The organism is Jatrophihabitans sp. (genome assembly GCF_036000465.1).
Lineage (GTDB): Bacteria > Actinomycetota > Actinomycetes > Mycobacteriales > Jatrophihabitantaceae > Jatrophihabitans.
In genome coordinates this window covers 110,360-128,305 of the sequence record NZ_DASYFV010000031.1, presented here as the reverse complement: position 1 = coordinate 128,305, position 17,946 = coordinate 110,360, and the positions used below count along the sequence as shown (strand labels likewise).

Below are 17,946 nucleotides of genomic sequence, written 5' to 3'. Positions count from 1 at the left end.
CGCCATACGACCTAGGTACTAGTCCCGACCCCGCCAGCGCGCGCCGTCCCGGCGCCGAACCGTCGACACCGCCCCGGTCGGGCAGCTACCTTGCGCGCAACATCGAGGGGAGGTCCGGGCGTGACCTTCAGCTGCTTCGCGCCGGCACACCCCGAACGCGTGTGGGACGCGCTCACCGACGCCGCGCTCACCGGGCGCTACCTCTACGGCCTCGAGCTGCACTCGCAGTGGCAGCCCGGCTCGCCCATCGAAGCCCGCGCGACCGACGACCGCACCGTGTTCGTCGGTGGCGAGGTGCTGTGCCGGCACACCGGTACCCGGCTGTCGTACCTGCTGCGCAGCAGTGCTGCCGATCCGCCGGTCTACGTGACGTGGCTGCTGCGATCCGCGCCCGGCGGCAGCGTCGTGACCCTGCAGATCGACGACCTCGATGCCGCCGCCTGCCCGATCGACACCGAGGATGTGTGGCTCCCCGTCCTCGCCGGGTTGGCGGCCACGGCGGCCACGGCCGTTTAGTCCGGCGGTCAGACGGCGGCCGGCGCCGCCGGCTCGGCCGTCACGACCGGCCGCAACCGGGTGGCGGCCACCCGGCGGGCCACGGCGGTGAGCAACGGCTGGGCGACGAGGCGGCCGATCAGCACGACGACGGCCCCGAGGGCCAGCCCGGCCGCGACGTCGTGCGGGTAGTGCGCGGCGACGTACACCCGGGCGAAGGCGAGGACGAGCGCGGCGACCCAGGCGACGATGCCGAGCCGCTTGTTGACGAACAGCAGTCCGGTCGCCACCGCGCCGGCCATCGTCGCGTGGTCGGAGGGGAAGCCGTAGTCGCTCGAGCGGCTCACCAGCACGAGGATGTGCGGGATCGTCGTGTAGGGACGGGCCTCGTGCACCGCGCTCACGATCGGCTGGTTGATGCCGACGGCCACCAGCGTGCCGAGGCCGGTCCAGGCCACGGCGGCCATGCGGGGCAGGTCGTTCGCCCGGCGGGCCAGCCACCAGCCGACCGCGATGAGCACGACGAAGGCGATCAGGCCCTGGTCCGCGACGGCTGACATGATGCCGTGCAGCCACCCGGTGCGCTGAGCGAAGCGGTTGACGAGGAGGAAGTCCCCGGCGTCTCCGACGTACACATCGGCCTGTGACAGCATGAACGCTCCGTTGGTGCGGGGACAGGACTTCCCAGTACCGCCCGCCCCGCCCCGCGTGGCCCGCTCGGCCTCAGCCGGCCGTCACCGCACCGTCAGCGTCGCGTGCTGGCCCCCGACCGAACTGTCGCCGGCCCAGACGTCGAAGTCGCCCGGTTCCACCGCGAAGTGCGCATTGTTGTCGTAGTAGCCCAGCGCACTCCGGCCGACGCTGAACCGGAGCGTCGTCGTCCGGCCCGGATCCAGCGTCACGCGGCGGAAGCCGACCAGCTTGCGCACCGGCTGCAGGATGCTCGCGACCCTGTCGTGGATGTAGATCTGGGCGACGTCCGAACCGGCCTTCGAACCGGTGTTGGTGACGTCGACCGACACGGTGGCCGTCCCGTCGCGCCCGATCGAGGACGACGAGAGCCGCAGGTTCGTCAACGAGAACGTCGTGTAGCTCAGGCCGTATCCGAACGAGTACTGCGGGCTGTTCGGCACGTCGAGGTAGCGCGACGTGTACTTGTTGTTGGCATCGTAGGGACGCCCCGTCGGCAGCTCGTTGTAGGAGATCGGGATCTGCCCGACGTTGCGCGGGAACGTCATCGGCAGCTTGCCGCCCGGGTTGAACGACCCGAACAGCACGTCGGCCACGGCGTTGCCGCCCTCGGTCCCGGGCTGCCACGCCTCGACCAGGCCGGGCGCGTTGTCGGCCAGCCACGGGATCGTGAGCGGACGGCCGTTCAGCAGGACCACGACGTAGGGCTTGTGCGTGGCCGCGATCGCCTGCACGAGCGCGAGCTGCTTGCCCGGCAGGTCGATGTTGCTGCGCGAGGACGCCTCGCCGGAGTAGGACGCCGGCTCCCCCAGCACCACGACGGTCGTGTCGGCCGCGTTCGCCGCGGCGACGGCGTCGCCGAAGCCGGCGTCGGAGTCGCACACCGCGTCGCAGCCCTGGGCGTAGGTGACCGACGCGTTGGGCACCGCGTTCTTGATGCCCTTCAACACGGTGACCGTGTTCGCCTCGGCGATCGCGTTCTGCCCGATGGGCACGTTGGAGCCGAGCTGGTCGGGCGCGTTGTCGGCCAGCGGGCCGACGACCGCGATCTTGCCGGTCGTGGTCGACAGCGGGAGCGCGTTCTCGTTGCGCAGCAACACCATCGACTCGTCGGCCGTGCGGCGGGCCTGGGCCAGGTTCTGCGGCGTCAGCTCGGCCGTCGCGACGCGGGACGGGTCGGTGTACGGGTGGTCGAACATGCCGGCCAGGTACTTCAGCCGCAGCACGTGCCGTACCAGCCGATCGACCGTGGCCACGCTGATCTTGCCGGACTTCACGAGCGCCGGGCCGTAGTTGTCGTAGGTGGAGTTGATGCTCGGCACCTGCACCGCCATCTCGATGTCGACGCCGGCGGTCAGGGCCAGCCGCGCGGCGTCCTGCTCGTTCGCGGCATAGCCGAACTCGACCAGTTCCTGCACGGCCTGGTAGTCGCTCACGACGGAGCCGGTGAAGTCGAACGTCGAGCGCAGGATGTGCTGCAGCGCGTAGGTGCTACCGCTCACCGGCACGCCGTTGAGCGAGTTGAACGAGCTCATCACCGTCGCGGCGCCGGCCCCGATCGCGGCCTGGTACGGCGGCAGGTAGTCGTTGAACAGCTGCTGGGTCGACATGTCGGTCGTGTTGTACTCGCGTCCCGCGACCGGGGCGCCGTAGGCGGCGAAGTGCTTCACCGTCGAGGCCATCTTCTCGGGCCGGCTGTAGTCGCTGCCCTGGTAGCCGCGCACCTTGGCCGCGGCGATGGCCGAGCCGAGGTACGGGTCCTCCCCGGCGCCCTCGACGACGCGTCCCCAGCGGGGGTCCCGCGCGATGTCGACCATCGGGTTGAACGTCCACTTGATGCCGTCGGCCGTGGCCTCGCGGGCCGAGACCGACTCGTCGCCACTGACCGTCGCCGGATCCCAGGTGCTCGCCTCGCCGATGCCCAGCGGGAAGATCGTGCGGTACCCGTGGATGACGTCGAGCGAGAAGATCAGCGGGATGTGCAGGCGCGACGACAGCGCCGCCTTCTGCGCCTCGTTGATGTTGTCCACCCCGACGAGGTTCAGCACCGAGCCGATCGTGCCGTTCTTCGCGCCCGCTGTGAGCAGCGGACCGGGGGCGCCGTTCGCGCCGTCCGGACCGGCCATCGTGAGCTGACCGAACTTCTCGGCGAGCGTCATCCTCGACAGCAGCGCCTCGACCTTCTGGTCGATCCGGCTGCGCGCGTCGTGCCGGCCGAGAGCCTTCGACAGCGAGGTCGATCCCGCCACCACGCCGACCACCAGCAGGACGGCGGCGAGCGGGGCGAGGATCGCAGAGCGACGTTGGGCCTGGGTCATGGCTGCGCCTTCCGGCCAGGTGCCTGCACCGGCTCCGGCGCTCCTCGCGGGGGCGGGAGAGGGCCGGACGGGGGGTCGATACAGGCGGTTATGGGGTATTTCCGAGCATTGCCCCCAGAGGTAACGGGTGTCAAGGAGCCCGGCGCCCGAAGGCGCGGGAAGGACGGATCAGTAGGTGAGGTTCACCGACGCGGTCGCAGGCACCGCTGCGTAGACGTCCCGGATCGGCGCGATCGAGTAGGTGACGACCCCAGCGGTGGGCGCCGTCACGGTCATCGCGAAGCGGCCTCCCTGCACGCTGTCGGTCGAGCCCAGCCACACGGCGCGACGCCCCGGCGCGTGCAGCCACGCGGTCACCCGCGTCGGACGCAGATAGGCGGCGACGATCGGGTAGCCGCGTCCGGCGAGTTGCCCGGACAGCGTGGCCGCGCCGTAGCGCAGCCGCACCGTCGCGGCGCTGGGACGCACCACCAGGGCGGCGGGGATCACCCGGATCACGACGCTGGTGCCGAGTGCCGACAAGCCGCCGGCCGGGGTGCTCGACATGACCCTCCAGATGCCGGAGCGGGTGATCGTCGCTCTGAGCACCGCGATGCCCAGAGCGTTCGCCCGGGACGCGATCGGCCGCACCGACGGCTGCTCCAGCGTGGTCACCGACGTGGGCATCGGGTGTCCGAGAATCGTGTTACGCACCTGGACGGACACCGACTGGCCGTAGCCACCGGTGACGGCGGTGCCCGATACGCGCAGGCCGGGCGCACGCACGGGAGTGACCTGCTGGGCGGCGACCGGCACTCTCGCGGCGGCGGCGCTGAGCCCGACCGTCGGGTCGGAGGTTGCCGTCACCCACACCGATCCGGCGGGCACGGAGAGCTGAGCGGTGTAGGAGCCACTCCGGAGGAGGGCACGAACCGACGACAGCACGCTGCCGGAGCCGCTGAGTGCGCGGAGCGTGATCGCGGCGTTCCGCGGGAAGGGATTGGGCACGGCGCCGGCCTGGAGGGACTGGGCCAGGTCGGCGGCATTCGCCGGGTCGTCCGGATTCGTGCCGTACCGCCCGAAGGCCGGCAAGCTGACGCGACCCGTCATCGTGGTGCTCGCCGTTGCGCCCCATCCGCGCCGACCCGTCGGCAGGGTGGCCCGGGTGGGGTACCGGCCGGCCTGCACCCCGTGCAGCAGGAGCTCGGGATCCCCGTCCGTCACGTCGAGGTAGGTCTTCACCGAGCTGTACCCGATGCCGTACGGCGACTTGTAGGAGTCCACCGCGCTGTGGATCTCGTCGAGGCACTGCTGGTCGGGGCAGCGGAGGAGTTCGGTGGCGATCGGGTACCCGCGCACGACTCGCAGCAGGGCGGCGTCCGCGGACAGGGCGAGGGCGCGCTGCGGGTAGTCGTAGGCCCAGTACCACCGGGCCAGGGTGAACAGGGCCTGGGCTGCCGGGAACTTGCCCTCGGCGACGAGCGCTCGCAGGGCGACGCCGGCCGAGGAGTGGTCCGGGTTGTCGTCGAGCCAGCTCATCGTGACGAAGGTGGCGTCGTGGAACTCCGGCAGCGCGTAGTAGTACTGGAGCATGGCCGTGGCGTACGGCGCGTCGACCGTTCCGTCGCGACGTCGCTGGCCGTACGGCCCGTAGAGGTGGATGTGGTCCGCGGTGATCCCGAGCGCCTCGACCGAGCCGGTGAGCTCGGCATCCCGGGCGGCGATGAACCGGGCGACCGGCCATCCGTAGTACGGAGCGGAGCCGCGGCAGATCCCGTTGAAATCGACCGAACAGACCTTGGTGCCGGCGCCGTCGGTGTAGTAGACGACGTCGACGGTCTTGCCCGCACGAACCAGGCTCTGCATGAGCACGCCCATGCTGAGCACGTCGTCGTCGGCGTGGGGCACGAAGAAGACGACATGATCGCGGGGCGCCGGCACGCTCGGGGCGCCCGTCGCGCCGGCGGCGCGTCCGGACCCGAGGGAGAGCCCACCCAGCAGGAGGACGGCCGCCAGCACAGCAGCCAGGCCGCCACCCGTTCGTGCACGCATCAGGTCGTTCCTTCATTCGCTCGATCGATTTCACGATCACCATCGACCGCGTTAAGGCAGAGTAAAGATGATCAGACCACAATATCGGCTGAGAACGGACATGCTCGCGGGTCCGGACCCGCAACGGATCAGGCGGTGAGGCTCACCGACGCGGTCGAGGCCACCGGCGCGTACACGTTGCGGACCGGCGCGATCGAGTACGTGATCACCCCGGTGGAGGGCGCCGTCACGGTCATCGTGAACCGGCCGCCTTGCGCGCTGTCGGTCGAGCCCAGCGGCACGGCACGACGACCCGGCGTGTGCAACCACGCGGTCACCCGGGTCGGGCGCAGGTAGGCGGGTGCGATCGGATAGCTGCGCCCGCCGAGCTGCCCGGACAGCATGGCCGTGCCGTGGTGAAGCCGCACCGTCGGGGCGCTCGGGCGCACCACCAGGCCGGCCGGGGTCACCCGGACGACGATGCTGGTGCCGACGGCGGCCAGCGCTCCGGCGGGCGCGCTCGACACGATCCGCCAGGTGCCGGAGCGGGTGATCGCGGTCGTCAGTTCGGCGATGCCGAGGCGGTCGGCGCGCAGCATGTCCGGACGGAGCCCGGCACCGTCCAGAGTCGTCGCGAACCGGGTGATCCGACGCCCGAGCAGGCTGCTGCGCACCTGTACCGCCAGCGGATCGCCGTATCCCGCGGTGATGTCGGTGCCGGACACGCGCAGGCCGGGGCCGATCATCGCCGTCACCTGCTGGGCGGCGACCGGCAGCCGTGCGCTGGTCCCCCTGAGCCCGATCGACGGCTCCGACGTCGCGGTCACCCAGTCAGCTCCGGCCGGGACGGCGAGACGGACGGAGTAGGAGCCGTCGCGCAGAGGGGTGCGAACCGACGACAGCACCGCGCCGGTGCTGCTGAGCACCCGGACCGTGACCTCGGCACCGGCGGGGAACGGGTTGCCCACGGCACCGGCCAGAATCGACTGGGCCAGGTAGGGGGCATCGGCGGGGCGGTCGGGGTCGGTTCCGAACTGCCCGAACGCCGGCAGGCGGAACGCGCCCGTCAACGAGGTGGTCACCGCGTAGCCCGCGCCCCGGTGCCCGGACAGCGCCGCCGCCCGGATCGGATACCGGCCGGTCTGCACGCCGTGCAGCAGGATCTCCGGATCCCCGTCGGTCACATCGAGATAGGTGCGCACCGAGCTGTACCCGATGCCGTACGGCGCCTTGTAGGCATCCACTGCGTGGTGGATCGCGGCCAGGCACTGCTGGTCGGGGCAGCGAAGGAGTTCGGTGGCGAGCGGGTACCCCCGGCGCACCCGAAGTTGCGCGGCCGCCGTCGACAGGTGGGCCGAACGATGCGGGTACGCGTAGGCCCAGTACCACCGGGCGAGCGTGAACAGGGCCTGCGTCGAAGGGAACCGGCCCGCGTCGACGAGCGCGCGCAGGGCCAGGCCGGCCGCCGCGTGGTCGGGGTTGTCGTCGAGCCAGCTCATCGTCACGAAGGTGGCGTCGCGGAATTCCGGCAGGGAATGGTAGTGCTGCAGCATCGCCGTCGCGTAGGGCACGGACATCGTGCCGTCGCGACGCCTCCGGCCGTCGGGCGCGTAGATGTGGACGTGCTCCCGGGTGACCCCGAGCGCCTGCACCGAGGCGTTGAGCTCGGCATCGCGGGCCGCGACGAACCGGGCGAGGGGCCAGCCGTAGCACTGCCGGTCGCCCCGGCAGATGCCGTGCCGGTCGACCTTGCAGACCCGGCTGGCGGCCCCGTCGGTGTAGTACACGACGTCGACGGTCTTGCCGGACCGGATCAGGCCGTGCATGAGCACGCCCATGCTGAGCACGTCGTCGTCGGCGTGCGGCACGAAGAAGACGACGTGATCGCGCGGCGTCGGCACCATCGTCGTGCCGGCCGCGCGGCGGGAGCCGCTCGACAGCGCGCCCAGCAGGAGCACGGTCGCAACGCAGGCGGCCAGCATCCCGGACAGTACGGCGCGCATCAGGCTGGTCTCCCTCCGAGCGGCAGGTCGAACATCGACTGCTGGATCGACATGGTGATCGCAGGGTAAGGGCGCTTCCTCGGCGAACGAGGTTGCTACCAGGGGTAATTCACAGTTCGCGGACGGCTCCGGCCGCGACGGCGACGTGACGAGTCGTCTCGACGGTGTCGAGCAGGCGGCGGTCGTGGCTGACGAGCAGCAGCGTGCCGGGGTAGGTCGCGAGCGCCTGCTCGAGCTGCTCGATCGCCGGCAGGTCGAGGTGGTTCGTCGGCTCGTCCAGGACGAGCAGGTTGACGCCGCGGCCCTGCAGCAACGCGAGCGCGGCCCGGGTGCGCTCGCCGGGCGACAGGCTGGACACGGTGCGGCCGATGTGGTCGGCCCGCAGCCCGAACTTGGCCAGCAGCGTGCGCACGTCGGCGTCGGGCCAGTCGGGCAGCAGCCGGCCGAAGCCGCGGGGCAGCGTCTCGTCCGGGTCCAGCAGCGTGCGGGCCTGGTCGATGCCACCGACGACCACACCGGGGCCGAGCGAGGCGCGTCCCTCGGCGAGCTCGGCCTGGCCGAGCAGGGCGGCGATCAGCGTCGACTTGCCGGCGCCGTTCGGGCCGGTGATCACGACCCGGTCGCCCCACGACACCTGAAGATCCACCGGGCCGAGCGTGAACGGCCCGCGCCGCACGACCGCGTGGTCGAGCACGGCCACGACGCTGCCGGCCCGGGGCGCCGCCGCGATCTCGAACTGCAGCTGCCACTCCTTGCGCGGCTCCTCGACCACGGTGAGGCGCTCGATCATGCGCTCGGTCTGACGCGCCTTGGCGGCCTGCTTCTCGGTGCTCTCCTGGCGGGATTTCCGGGTGACCTTGTCGGAATCCGCGCTTGCTTTCCGCCGCGCGTTGCGCACTCCGTTCTCGAGCCAGTTGCGCTGCATGCGGGCGCGGTCGTCGAGCTGGGCCCGCCGGTCGGCGTACTGGTCGTAGGCCTCGCGCGCGTGCCGGCGGGCGATCGCGCGCTCCTCCAGGTACGAGTCGTAGCCGCCGTCGTACCAGGACACCTGCTGCTGGGCGATGTCGAGCTCGACGATCTCGTCGACGGTGCGGGCGAGGAACTCGCGGTCGTGACTGACCAGGACGACGCCGGCCCGCTGGGAGGTGACGAACTCCTCCAGCAGGTCGAGCCCGGCGAGGTCGAGGTCGTTCGTCGGCTCGTCGAGGGCGAAGACGTCGAAGCGGGCCAGCAGCAGCGAGGCGAGACCGGCCCGGGCCGCCTGCCCGCCCGACAGCGCCGCCATCTCGGTCTCCGGGTCGAGCGGCAGGCCGAGGCGGGGCAGCTCGGTGGCGATGCGCTCGTCGAGGTCGGCGCCGCCGAGGGCGAGCCAGTGCTCCAGCGCGACGGCGTAGCGGTCGTCCGCCCCCTCGGTGCCGTCGCCGAGCGCGACCGAGGCGTCGTCGAGCTCGGCACTCGCCGCGGTGACGCCGGTGCGCCGGCCGAGGAAGGCGGCGACGCTCTCCCCCGGGCGGCGTTCGGTCTCCTGGGCCAGGTAGCCGACGGTGGCCGTCGCCGGCACCCGCACGACCGTCCCTTCCTCGGGCTCGATCGATCCGGCGAGGATCTTGAGCAGCGTCGACTTGCCCGCGCCGTTCGCCCCGACGAGCCCGACGACGGAGCCGGGGTCGACGACGAGATCGAGGCCGCGGAACAGGGAGCGGGCCCCGAAGCCGGCGGCGACGTCACGGACCAGCAGCGAGGCACTCACCCCGCAGACGCTAAACGACGCGGTTGCTCACGCCGCCTTGGGCGTCGCGGTCGCGACGAGGGACGAGGCGCGCTTGTCGAGCAGCCGGGTGAGGAACTCCTGCCCGAAGCCGAACAGCCCAGCGTAGGCGGCGATCGCGCCGGTGGACACGGGCTGGATCTGGTTGAAGATGCCACCCTGGGTGAGGACGACGCCGAGCAGCGCCACCGCCGCGCCGGCAATCGGCTTGAGGATCAGCTGCGCCACCTGCAGCGACGACGGGCTGATCGAGATCGGTATGCGACCGAGGGCGGCGATGATGCCGACCGTGCCGCCGAGGGCGCCCCAGAGCTCGATCTGGGCCAGGTCGCCGCTGCTGAGGCGATCCACCACCGTCGGCGAGCCGGCCGCGGCCACCTCGTGCCGGATCGTGATCAGCGATCCGCCGAGGTGCGGCGCCAGCAGTGCGAACAGCGGCAGCACGACGAGCAGCACCACGGCGAGCGTCAGGGTGAACTTGCGCCAGGTGCGCAGGGAGGCCAGCACGGTGACCTGCCGGTCGGCCAGGTCGGCCAGCATCACGCGGAGCAGCTCCGCGTCCGACGCGGTCGGCCCGGTGGCCGGCGCGCTCACGACGGGCTCCCGAGATCCACGACCCGATCCACCGGCGCGGGCGGCTCGGCCGTCCCGATGCGGTGCAGGAGGCGCAGGTAGGCGTCGAAGGCCGGCTCGTCCTTGGACACGAGGCGCTTCACCTCCTCGGTCAGCTCGGGCACGTGCGCCCCGGCCACGGTGAAGTCGCCGCCCTCCGCCCCGGCGACGAGCACGGCCCGCCGCAGGTCGAGCAGGGCGATCAACGCGTCCTCGTAGCGGCGCGCCTCGGACGCGTCGAACCACTCCGCGAGGCGGGCGACGGGCCGGGTCCGGCTCCGCCGGGGCCGGGTGGCGTCGTCGACCGCGCTCTGCTTGGCGTCGAACTCGGCGACGGGCGTGCGAGGCGGCGGCGCGAGCCCGGCGGCGCGGGCGCGGACACCGGCTCTCCATCCACCGGGATGTGGGTTCGGCTCCGTCATGGCGCACCTCCGCTCACCGTGTGGCGGCATTGTCGAGCCGTGGGACGTCACGGTCAACGGGCGTGGGGACAGCCTCGTGGGACGATCTCGCGATGCCTGCCGTGACCGTCGCCCGGTCGGTGTCCGCCGGTGACCTGCTGCTGCGCGCGTTCACCGCCGCCGACGCCCCGCAGATCACCGCCGCGCGCACCGACCCGGACATCGAGCTGTGGAACCCGGTGCGCAAGCCGTCCGAGCAGTGGTGCCTCGATCGGGCCGACTGGTCCAGCGGCACGCACGCGAGCTGGGCCGCTGTGCGTCCGGCGAATCCGGACATCCTCATCGGCGCAGTGTCGCTGCACCAGATCGACCACGACCAGCTCGACGCCGAGGTCGGCTTCTTCGTGCTGCCCGGGTACCGCCGGCAGGGCGTCGCCGCGGCCTGCCTGGAGACGGCGACGTGGTTCGCCTACGGCGAGTTGGGGCTGCGCCGCACGCACCTGTTCCACGCCGTCGAGAACGCCGGCTCGTGCGCGGTCGCGACCGCATGCGGGTACCGGTTCGAGGGGGCGCATCGCGAGTCCTACCGCTGCGGTGACGGCGTGTGGCACGACGAGCACAGCCACGGGCGCCTCGCCTCCGACCCGGCTCCGGCGCTGTAGCGTCTCGGTGACGGCGGTCATCAATGGCGATGACCGCTCGTCCTGACGAGGAGGCCCGATGGCGATCGCGCTGGTGACCGGCGCCGGCCGGGGCATCGGGCGGGCGGTCGCGGTGCGGCTGAGCCGGGCCGGCCTGCAGGTCGCCCTCACCGCGCGCAGCCGCGACGAGCTCGACGCCGTCGCCGCCGAGTGTCCGGGCGAGACCCTCGTGCTGCCGGCCGACATCACCGAGCCCGGTGCCGTCGACTCGATCTTCGACGCCGTCGAGCAGCGGTGGGGCGCGGTCGCGGTTCTCGTCGCGAACGCCGGGACGGGACACTCGGCCCGGCTCGAGCGCACCACCGATGCCGACTGGCAGCGCATGCTCGACCTGAACCTCACCGCCCCGTTCCGCTGCCTGCGCCGCGCGATCCCGGCGATGCGGGCGGCGCGGCACGGCCGCATCGTCGTGATCGCCTCGGACGCATCAAGGGTCGGCGAGCCCTACATCGCCGCGTACACCGCGGCCAAGCACGGCGTGCTCGGGCTGGTCCGCTCGTCGGCGGCCGAACTTGCATCCGACGGGGTCACCGTCAATGCCGTCTGCCCCGGCTACGTCGACACTCCGATGACCGACGCGACGATCGCCAACATCGCAGCGAAGACCGGGCGCGACCCCGACGCCGCCCGCGACCTCCTCGCCGCCAAGCAGCCGATCGGACGCCTCATCACCGCCGACGAGGTGGCCGACGCCGTCTGGTTCTGCGTCGGCAACGGCGCGTTCACCGGCCAGGGCGTCAACGTCGACGGTGGGGCGGTGCAGTCGTGAGCGTCGAGCGGATCAACCCGCCCGAGCTGGCGAAGCCGGCCGGGTTCGCCCACGCGACCTCCGGCACCGGCCGCGTCGTGTTCCTCGCCGGCCAGACGGCGATGGACCCGGGCGGGCGCATCGTGGGCGACGGCGTCGTCGCGCAGTTCGCGGTCGCGCTGGGCAACCTGCTGACGGCCCTGCGGGCGGCCGGCGGGCAGCCGGGCGACCTCGCGAGCCTCACGGTCTACATCGTCGACATGGACGACTACAAGCAGCACGCCCGCGAGATCGGGGCGGTGTGGCGTCAGCTCGTCGGGCGCGACTACCCGGCGATGGCCGGCATCGGCGTCGCCCGGCTGTGGGACGTCGAGGCGCTCGTCGAGGTGCAGGGCTACGCGGTGATCTGAGGCGCCCGCAGCGTTTCGACGAACTCGTGCGCCGGGCCGGCGAGCCGCTGCTGCAGCTCGACGAACGTGTCCGCCGCTCGCACCCCGTTCCACTGGCGCGGCAGCAGCTCGGGCGCCAGACCGGGGTCGAGGAAGGGCAGCCGCCGCCAGTCGGTCAGCGCCGCGACGTAGTCGGCGAACGCCGTGCGCGGATCGGTTGTGCGCCGCCGCCGGTACGAGGTGAGGGTCCGCGAATAGCGGGCGAGGAACTCGGCGTAGAGGGCCTGCAGGCGGTCGAGATCCCACCACTGCGGAACGTGCGCCGCGACGTCGCCGAAGCCGGCGTGCGCGGCCCGGAACAGGTCGACGTAGCCGGTCAGCCCGGTGCGGCGCAGCACGTCGGCGGTCTCGTCGAGCAGGTGGGCCGGGGCGATCCAGACGCCGGCCGACACCGTGCCGAAGCCGAGCCAGGCCAGCCGCGAGCGCAGCTGATGGCGCTTCTCGCGCTCGAACTCCGGCACGCTGAACACGGCCAGCAGCCAGCCCTCGTCGACGGTGGCCCGGCGCCGCTCGAAGATGCGCCGGTCGCCCTCGTCGAGGATGGCCCGGGCCGCGTCGGACAGCCCGTACCCGGCCACGCCGTCGCTGCGTTCGGCGAGCAGCAGGCCGCGCCGCTTCAGCCGCGAGATGGACGAGCGCACCGCCGGCTCGTCGACCCCGAGCTCGGCCAGCAGCCGGATGATCGTGGCCACGCCGAGCCACCCGCCGGCCTCGCGGGCGTACAGGCCGTAGACGGTGACGATGAGGGCCCGGGGCTTCTGGGCTGGCTCGGCGGCGACCGTCACGGGGACAAGATAGCGTCCACCGCGTGTAGCGCTCCCTTGACTGTCGTCACCTGCGCGGAATACTGGCCGGATGACGGACACGTTCTGTCGGGATAACCTGCCGGCCGAGGATGCGCGACCGGACTTCGTCTTCACCCTTCCCGAGCTGCAGTACCCCGACCGGCTGAACGCCGCCGTCGAGCTGCTCGACGCGACGATTGCCCGGCTCGGCCCGGACCGGCCCGCCCTGCTCACCCCGGCGGGCGAGACCTGGACCTACGGCGAGCTGTCCGAGCGGGTCGACCGCATCGCGCGGGTGCTGGTCGACGACCTCGGCGTGGTCCCCGGCAACCGGGTGGTGCTGCGGGCCCCGAACAACCCGTGGCTCGCGGCGTGCTGGCTCGCCGTGCTGAAGGCCGGCGCGGTGGCGGTGACGACGATGCCCCTGCTGCGCCCGCTCGAGATCGCCACGCTCGCCGACATCACCCGTCCGACCGTCGCCCTGTGCGACATCCGGTTCCTCGACGACCTTGTGGCGGCCGCGGTGCCCGACCTCCGCATCGTGCCGGTCGGTGGCGGGACCCCCGACGACCTGGTGCAACGCGCCGCCGGCAAGCCGGCCCGGTTCGACGCCGTCGACACCGCGGCCGACGACGTCGCCCTGCTCGCTCTCACCTCGGGCACGACCGGACGGCCGAAGGCGACGATGCACTACCACCGCGACGTGCTCGCCATGGCCGACACCTTCTCGGCCCACGTCGTGAAGCCGACCGCGGACGACGTGTTCACCGGCACCCCGCCGCTGGGCTTCACCTTCGGCCTCGGCGGCCTGCTCGTGTTCCCCCTGCGCGCCGGCGCGGCCACGCTGCTGATCGAGAGGGCGACACCGGCCGAGCTGGCCGACATCATCGAGCAGCGCAAGGTGACGGTCTGCTTCACCGCGCCCACCGCCTACCGGGCGATCCTCGCGGCGGGCGCGGCGCCGAAGCTGGCCGGCGTGCGGCGTGCCGTGTCGGCCGGCGAGCACCTGCCCGAGGCCACCTGGCACGCGTTCCGCGAGTCGACCGGGCTCCAGATCATCGACGGCATCGGCTCGACGGAGATGCTGCACGTGTTCGTGTCGGCCGCCGACGACGACATCCGGCCCGGCGCCACCGGCCGGGCCGTGCCCGGCTACGAGGTCACCGTGCTGGACGCCGACGGCGCGCCGGCGCCGCCCGGTGTGGCCGGGCGCCTCGCCGTGAAAGGGCCCACCGGATGCCGATACCTGGCCGACCCGCGGCAGGCCGCGTACGTCCAGGACGGGTGGAACATCACCGGCGACACCTTCGTCCGCGACGACGACGGCTACTTCTTCTACCGCGCGCGCAGCGACGACATGATCGTGTCGTCCGGTTACAACATCGCCGGGCCCGAGGTCGAGGAGGCACTCATGGCGCACCCGGCAGTGCTGGAGTGCTGCGTCGTGGGGGTCGAGGACGCCGACCGCGGGCAGCTGGTGAAGGCCTTCGTCGTGCCCACGGCGGGCACGGTCGCCGACGACGCGCTCGTGGCCGATCTCCAGGCGTTCACCAAGGCGCGCATCGCGCCGTACAAGTACCCGCGGGCCATCGCGTTCGTCGACGCCCTCCCCCGCACCAGCACCGGCAAGGTGCAGCGGTTCAAGCTGCGCGACGCCGCGACGGCGGGCTGAGACGTGCGCATCGCGGTCATCGGTGGCGGGCCCGGCGGCCTCTACTTCGCCGCGCTCGCGCAACAGCTCGACCCCAGCCACGACATCACGGTCTGGGAGCGCAACCGGGCCGACGACACCTTCGGCTTCGGCGTCGTGTTCTCCGACGAGACGCTCGGCGGCATCGAACACGCCGACGAGGCGGTGCACGCGCAGATGCAGCGCGAGTTCGCTCGCTGGGACGACATCGACGTGCACTACCGAGACCGGGTGATCACCAGCGGCGGCCACGGCTTCGCCGCGATGAGCCGCCGCCGGCTGCTGCAGATCCTGCAGGAGCGCTGCCGCTCGCTCGGCGTGACCCTGCACTTCGAGACTCTTGCCCCCGACGTCGACGAGCTCGCCGCCACGCACGAGCTGGTCATCGCCTGCGACGGCGTGAACTCGGCGGTCCGGGCCCGCTACGCCGACACGTTCGGCCCGTCGCTCGACGTCCGGCGCTGCAAGTACATGTGGCTGGGCACCGACAAGGTGTTCGACGCCTTCAAGTTCTACGTGCGCGAGACGCCGCACGGCGTGATGCAGATCCACGGCTACCCCTACGACGCGAAGGGCAGCACCTTCATCGTCGAGATGAACGACGCCGTGTGGCAGCGCGCCGGCTTCGACGTGTTCGCCGACCACCAGTTCCTCCCGGGCGAGTCGGACGAGAAGTCGGTCGCCCACGTGTGCGAACTGTTCGCCGACATCCTCGACGGTCACGAGGTGATGACGAACAATTCGCGCTGGATCAACTTCACCACCGTGCGCAACGAGCACTGGCGGCACGGCAACGTCGTGCTTCTCGGCGACGCCGCGCACACCGCGCACTTCTCCATCGGCTCGGGCACCAAGCTGGCCATGGAGGACGCTCTCGCTCTCGTCGCCTGCCTGCACGAGCAACCCGACGTCGACACCGCCCTCGACGCCTACGAGGCCGAACGGCGACCGGTCGTGCTGTCGACCCAGCGGGCGGCCCAGGCCAGCCTCGAGTGGTTCGAGAACCTCGGGCAGTACACGGACCAGGATCCGGTGCAGTTCGCGTTCAACATCATGACCCGCAGCCGTCGCGTGACCTACGACAATCTGCGACTGCGTGATCCCGAATTCGTCAAGACGGTTGACGAGTGGTTCGCCGAGCACGAGCGATCGCGCGGCCACGGCCGGGGTGACGTGTGCCCGCCGATGTTCCAGCCGCTGCGGCTGCGCGGCCTCGAGCTCGCTAACCGCGTCGCCGTCTCACCGATGGACATGTACAAGGCCGAGGACGGGATGCCCACGCCGTTCCACCTCGTCCACCTCGGCGGCAAGGCGCTCGGCGGCGCCGGGCTGGTGATGACCGAGATGGTCTGCGTGTCGGAGGCGGGACGCATCACGCCGGGCTGCACCGGCATCTGGACCGCGGCCCAGGCCTACGCGTGGCGCGGCATCACCGAGTTCGTGCACGCCGAGTCACAGGCGAAGATCGGCATCCAGCTCGGGCACTCCGGTCGCAAGGGCTCGACCAAGCTGATGTGGGAAGGCATCGACGAACCGCTCGACGAGGGCAACTGGCCGGTCGTGGCGCCGAGCCCGCTGGCCTACCGGCCGGGCGTGAACCAGGTGCCGCGCGAGCTCACCGCGACCGACCTCGACACCCTCGAGCAGCAGTTCGTCGACGCCACCCGCCGGGCGGCCGACGCCGGCTTCGACCTGCTCGAACTGCACTGCGCCCACGGCTACCTGCTGTCGTCGTTCATCTCACCGCTCACCAACCGGCGCACCGACGACTACGGAGGCCCGCTGGCGAACCGGCTGCGCTTCCCGCTGCGGGTCTTCGCGGCGATGCGAGCGGCGTGGCCCGACGAACGGCCGATGAGCGTGCGCATCTCGGCCACCGACTGGGTCGACGGCGGCATCACCGGCGACGACTCGGTCGCGATCGCCCAGGCCTTCGCCGCGGCCGGGGCGGACGTCGTCGACGTGTCGTCCGGGCAGGTCACGCCGGACGAGCGGCCGGCCTTCGGCCGCTCGTACCAGACGCCGTTCGCCGACCGGATCCGCAACGAGACGGGCATCGCCACCATGGCGGTCGGCATCATCTCGTCCTACGACGACGTGAACTCGATCCTGCTGGCCGGGCGGGCCGACCTCTGCCTGCTCGGCCGCGCCCACCTCTACGACCCGAACTGGACCCTGCACGCCGCCGCCGAGCAGGGTTACGACGGTCCGGCGGCGCAGTGGCCCGAGCCGTGGCAGGCCGGCGCCCGGCGCCCGCAGTCCGGGCGCACCGAGGAGCCCAAGCCGCGGCTCGAGCTCGTGCGCCAGGGGGCCGCCGCCACCGCCCACCGGCGCTGGCGACCCGCCGGCTAGCGCCCCGACCAGTTCGGCGGCCGCTTCTCGTTGAACGCCGTGTGGAACTCGGTGTGGTCCTGCGTCGTCATCAGCAGGGCCTGGGTCATCGCGTCGAGCTCCATCGACGCCGAGATCGACATGTCGAGCTCGCGGGTGAGCAGCGACTTGGTCTGGGCCAGCGCGAGCGTGGGGCCGGCGGCCAGCGTGGCGGCGAGTTCGGCGACCGCGGCGTCGAGCTCGCCGTCGGCGACCAGGCGCGACACCAGGCCGTAGCGGTCGGCCGTCTCGGCGTCGATGGTGCCGCCGAGCATGAGCAGCTCGGTCGCCCGGCCCAGGCCGACGACGCGCGGCAGCAGGTAGGCCGCGCCCATGTCGCCGCCGGAGAGCCCGACCTTGGTGAACAGGAACGCGAAGCGGCCCGACGCGCTGACGACCCGGAAGTCGGAGGCGAGGGCGACGACCGCACCCGCGCCGGCCGCGATGCCCTGGATCGAGGTGATGATCGGGATCGGGCACTCGCGCATGGCCCGGATGACGTCACCGGTCATCTTGGTGAAGCGCATCAGGTCGCGCGGCTCCATGCGGATCAGCTCGCCGATGATCTCGTTGACGTCGCCGCCGCCGCAGAACCCGCGCCCCTCGCCCCGGATGACGAGCACCCGCGCGTCCTGATGGTGCGGCAGCTCGGCCAGGAGGTCGCGCAGGTCGGCGTAGCTCTCGAAGGTCAGCGGGTTCAGCTTCTCCGGGCGCAGCAGGGTCACCGTGGCGACGCCGTCGGCCTTCTCGAACCTGAAGTGCTGCCAGTCGGTGGTCAGCGGGGCGGAGGCGCGGAAGCGGTAGGGCGGGTCTGCAGCGGTCACGTCCCGAATCTATAGAGCGGTGGTGACGGTCGTCCACAAGGCGAGAGGTTCGACGCCGCGTTCGGCGGTGCGGTTGGATCGA

General features: G+C 72.0%; 15 protein-coding genes. 6 read left to right on the top strand and 9 right to left on the bottom strand.

All coding sequences use genetic code 11. The annotated features are described in order from the left end of the window. The first annotated feature begins 120 nt into the window (after positions 1 to 120). Complete coding sequence (locus VGN18_RS10555; protein WP_327539644.1) at positions 121 to 516, top strand: SRPBCC domain-containing protein; 396 nt, start codon at positions 121 to 123, stop codon at positions 514 to 516. A gap of 8 nt (positions 517 to 524) precedes the next feature. Here VGN18_RS10555 and VGN18_RS10550 read toward each other — a convergent pair whose 3' ends face one another. From VGN18_RS10550 to VGN18_RS10520, 7 genes are all read right to left on the bottom strand, one after another. Next, on the bottom strand, positions 525 to 1,148 hold the full coding sequence (locus VGN18_RS10550) for a phosphatase PAP2 family protein (RefSeq protein WP_327539643.1): 624 nt from the start codon (positions 1,146 to 1,148) through the stop codon (positions 525 to 527). An 81-nt stretch (positions 1,149 to 1,229) separates the two neighbouring features. Beyond that, entirely contained in the window at positions 1,230 to 3,503 is a 2,274-nt protein-coding gene (locus VGN18_RS10545) for a glycoside hydrolase family 3 N-terminal domain-containing protein (protein WP_327539642.1), read from the bottom strand. A gap of 168 nt (positions 3,504 to 3,671) precedes the next feature. Next, complete coding sequence (locus VGN18_RS10540) at positions 3,672 to 5,534, bottom strand: PIG-L deacetylase family protein (RefSeq protein WP_327539641.1); 1,863 nt, start codon at positions 5,532 to 5,534, stop codon at positions 3,672 to 3,674. Positions 5,535 to 5,662: 128 nt separating this feature from the next. Then, positions 5,663 to 7,516, bottom strand: a complete 1,854-nt coding sequence (locus VGN18_RS10535) for a PIG-L deacetylase family protein (RefSeq protein ID WP_327539640.1) — start codon at positions 7,514 to 7,516, stop codon at positions 5,663 to 5,665. 109 nt (positions 7,517 to 7,625) lie between these two features. Next, complete coding sequence (locus VGN18_RS10530; protein ID WP_327539639.1) at positions 7,626 to 9,266, bottom strand: ABC-F family ATP-binding cassette domain-containing protein; 1,641 nt, start codon at positions 9,264 to 9,266, stop codon at positions 7,626 to 7,628. Between the two features lie 27 nt (positions 9,267 to 9,293). After that, positions 9,294 to 9,878: a hypothetical protein gene (locus tag VGN18_RS10525; protein ID WP_327539638.1), complete on the bottom strand. Its 585-nt coding sequence runs from the start codon at positions 9,876 to 9,878 to the stop codon at positions 9,294 to 9,296. Further along, positions 9,875 to 10,318, bottom strand: a complete 444-nt coding sequence (locus tag VGN18_RS10520) for a hypothetical protein (protein WP_327539637.1) — start codon at positions 10,316 to 10,318, stop codon at positions 9,875 to 9,877. Before VGN18_RS10520 ends, VGN18_RS10525 begins: the two co-directional genes overlap by 4 nt. Positions 10,319 to 10,410: 92 nt before the next feature. On the opposite strand from VGN18_RS10520, the gene VGN18_RS10515 reads away from it, so the two are divergent. The 3 genes from VGN18_RS10515 to VGN18_RS10505 are packed head-to-tail and all read left to right on the top strand — an operon-like array spanning position 10,411 to position 12,156. Further along, positions 10,411 to 10,959 (top strand): GNAT family protein, encoded by a 549-nt coding sequence (locus VGN18_RS10515; RefSeq protein ID WP_327539636.1) that lies wholly within the window; start codon positions 10,411 to 10,413, stop codon positions 10,957 to 10,959. A 58-nt stretch (positions 10,960 to 11,017) separates the two neighbouring features. Next, on the top strand, positions 11,018 to 11,767 hold the full coding sequence (locus VGN18_RS10510) for an SDR family NAD(P)-dependent oxidoreductase (RefSeq protein WP_327539635.1): 750 nt from the start codon (positions 11,018 to 11,020) through the stop codon (positions 11,765 to 11,767). After that, positions 11,764 to 12,156 (top strand): RidA family protein, encoded by a 393-nt coding sequence (locus VGN18_RS10505; RefSeq protein ID WP_327539634.1) that lies wholly within the window; start codon positions 11,764 to 11,766, stop codon positions 12,154 to 12,156. Before VGN18_RS10510 ends, VGN18_RS10505 begins: the two co-directional genes overlap by 4 nt. On the opposite strand, the gene VGN18_RS10500 is transcribed toward VGN18_RS10505, so the two are convergent. Further along, a complete protein-coding gene (locus tag VGN18_RS10500; protein WP_327539633.1) occupies positions 12,141 to 12,980 on the bottom strand; it encodes a PaaX family transcriptional regulator C-terminal domain-containing protein in 840 nt (279 codons plus the stop codon). The genes VGN18_RS10505 and VGN18_RS10500 overlap by 16 nt on opposite strands. Positions 12,981 to 13,050: 70 nt before the next feature. Here VGN18_RS10500 and VGN18_RS10495 point away from each other — a divergent pair, with 70 nt between their 5' ends. Together VGN18_RS10495 and VGN18_RS10490 are read left to right on the top strand one after the other, a co-directional pair. After that, positions 13,051 to 14,652 carry an AMP-binding protein gene (locus tag VGN18_RS10495; RefSeq protein WP_327539632.1) on the top strand — a complete coding sequence of 534 codons (1,602 nt, stop codon included), beginning with the start codon at positions 13,051 to 13,053 and terminating at the stop codon, positions 14,650 to 14,652. A 3-nt stretch (positions 14,653 to 14,655) separates the two neighbouring features. Further along, on the top strand, positions 14,656 to 17,022 hold the full coding sequence (locus VGN18_RS10490) for a bifunctional salicylyl-CoA 5-hydroxylase/oxidoreductase (protein ID WP_327539631.1): 2,367 nt from the start codon (positions 14,656 to 14,658) through the stop codon (positions 17,020 to 17,022). Here VGN18_RS10490 and VGN18_RS10485 read toward each other — a convergent pair. Then, the gene (locus tag VGN18_RS10485) at positions 17,019 to 17,864 is read right to left on the bottom strand and encodes an enoyl-CoA hydratase family protein (RefSeq protein WP_327539630.1); all 846 of its coding nucleotides are present in this window, start codon (positions 17,862 to 17,864) and stop codon (positions 17,019 to 17,021) included. The genes VGN18_RS10490 and VGN18_RS10485 overlap by 4 nt on opposite strands. Positions 17,865 to 17,946 lie beyond the last annotated feature (82 nt).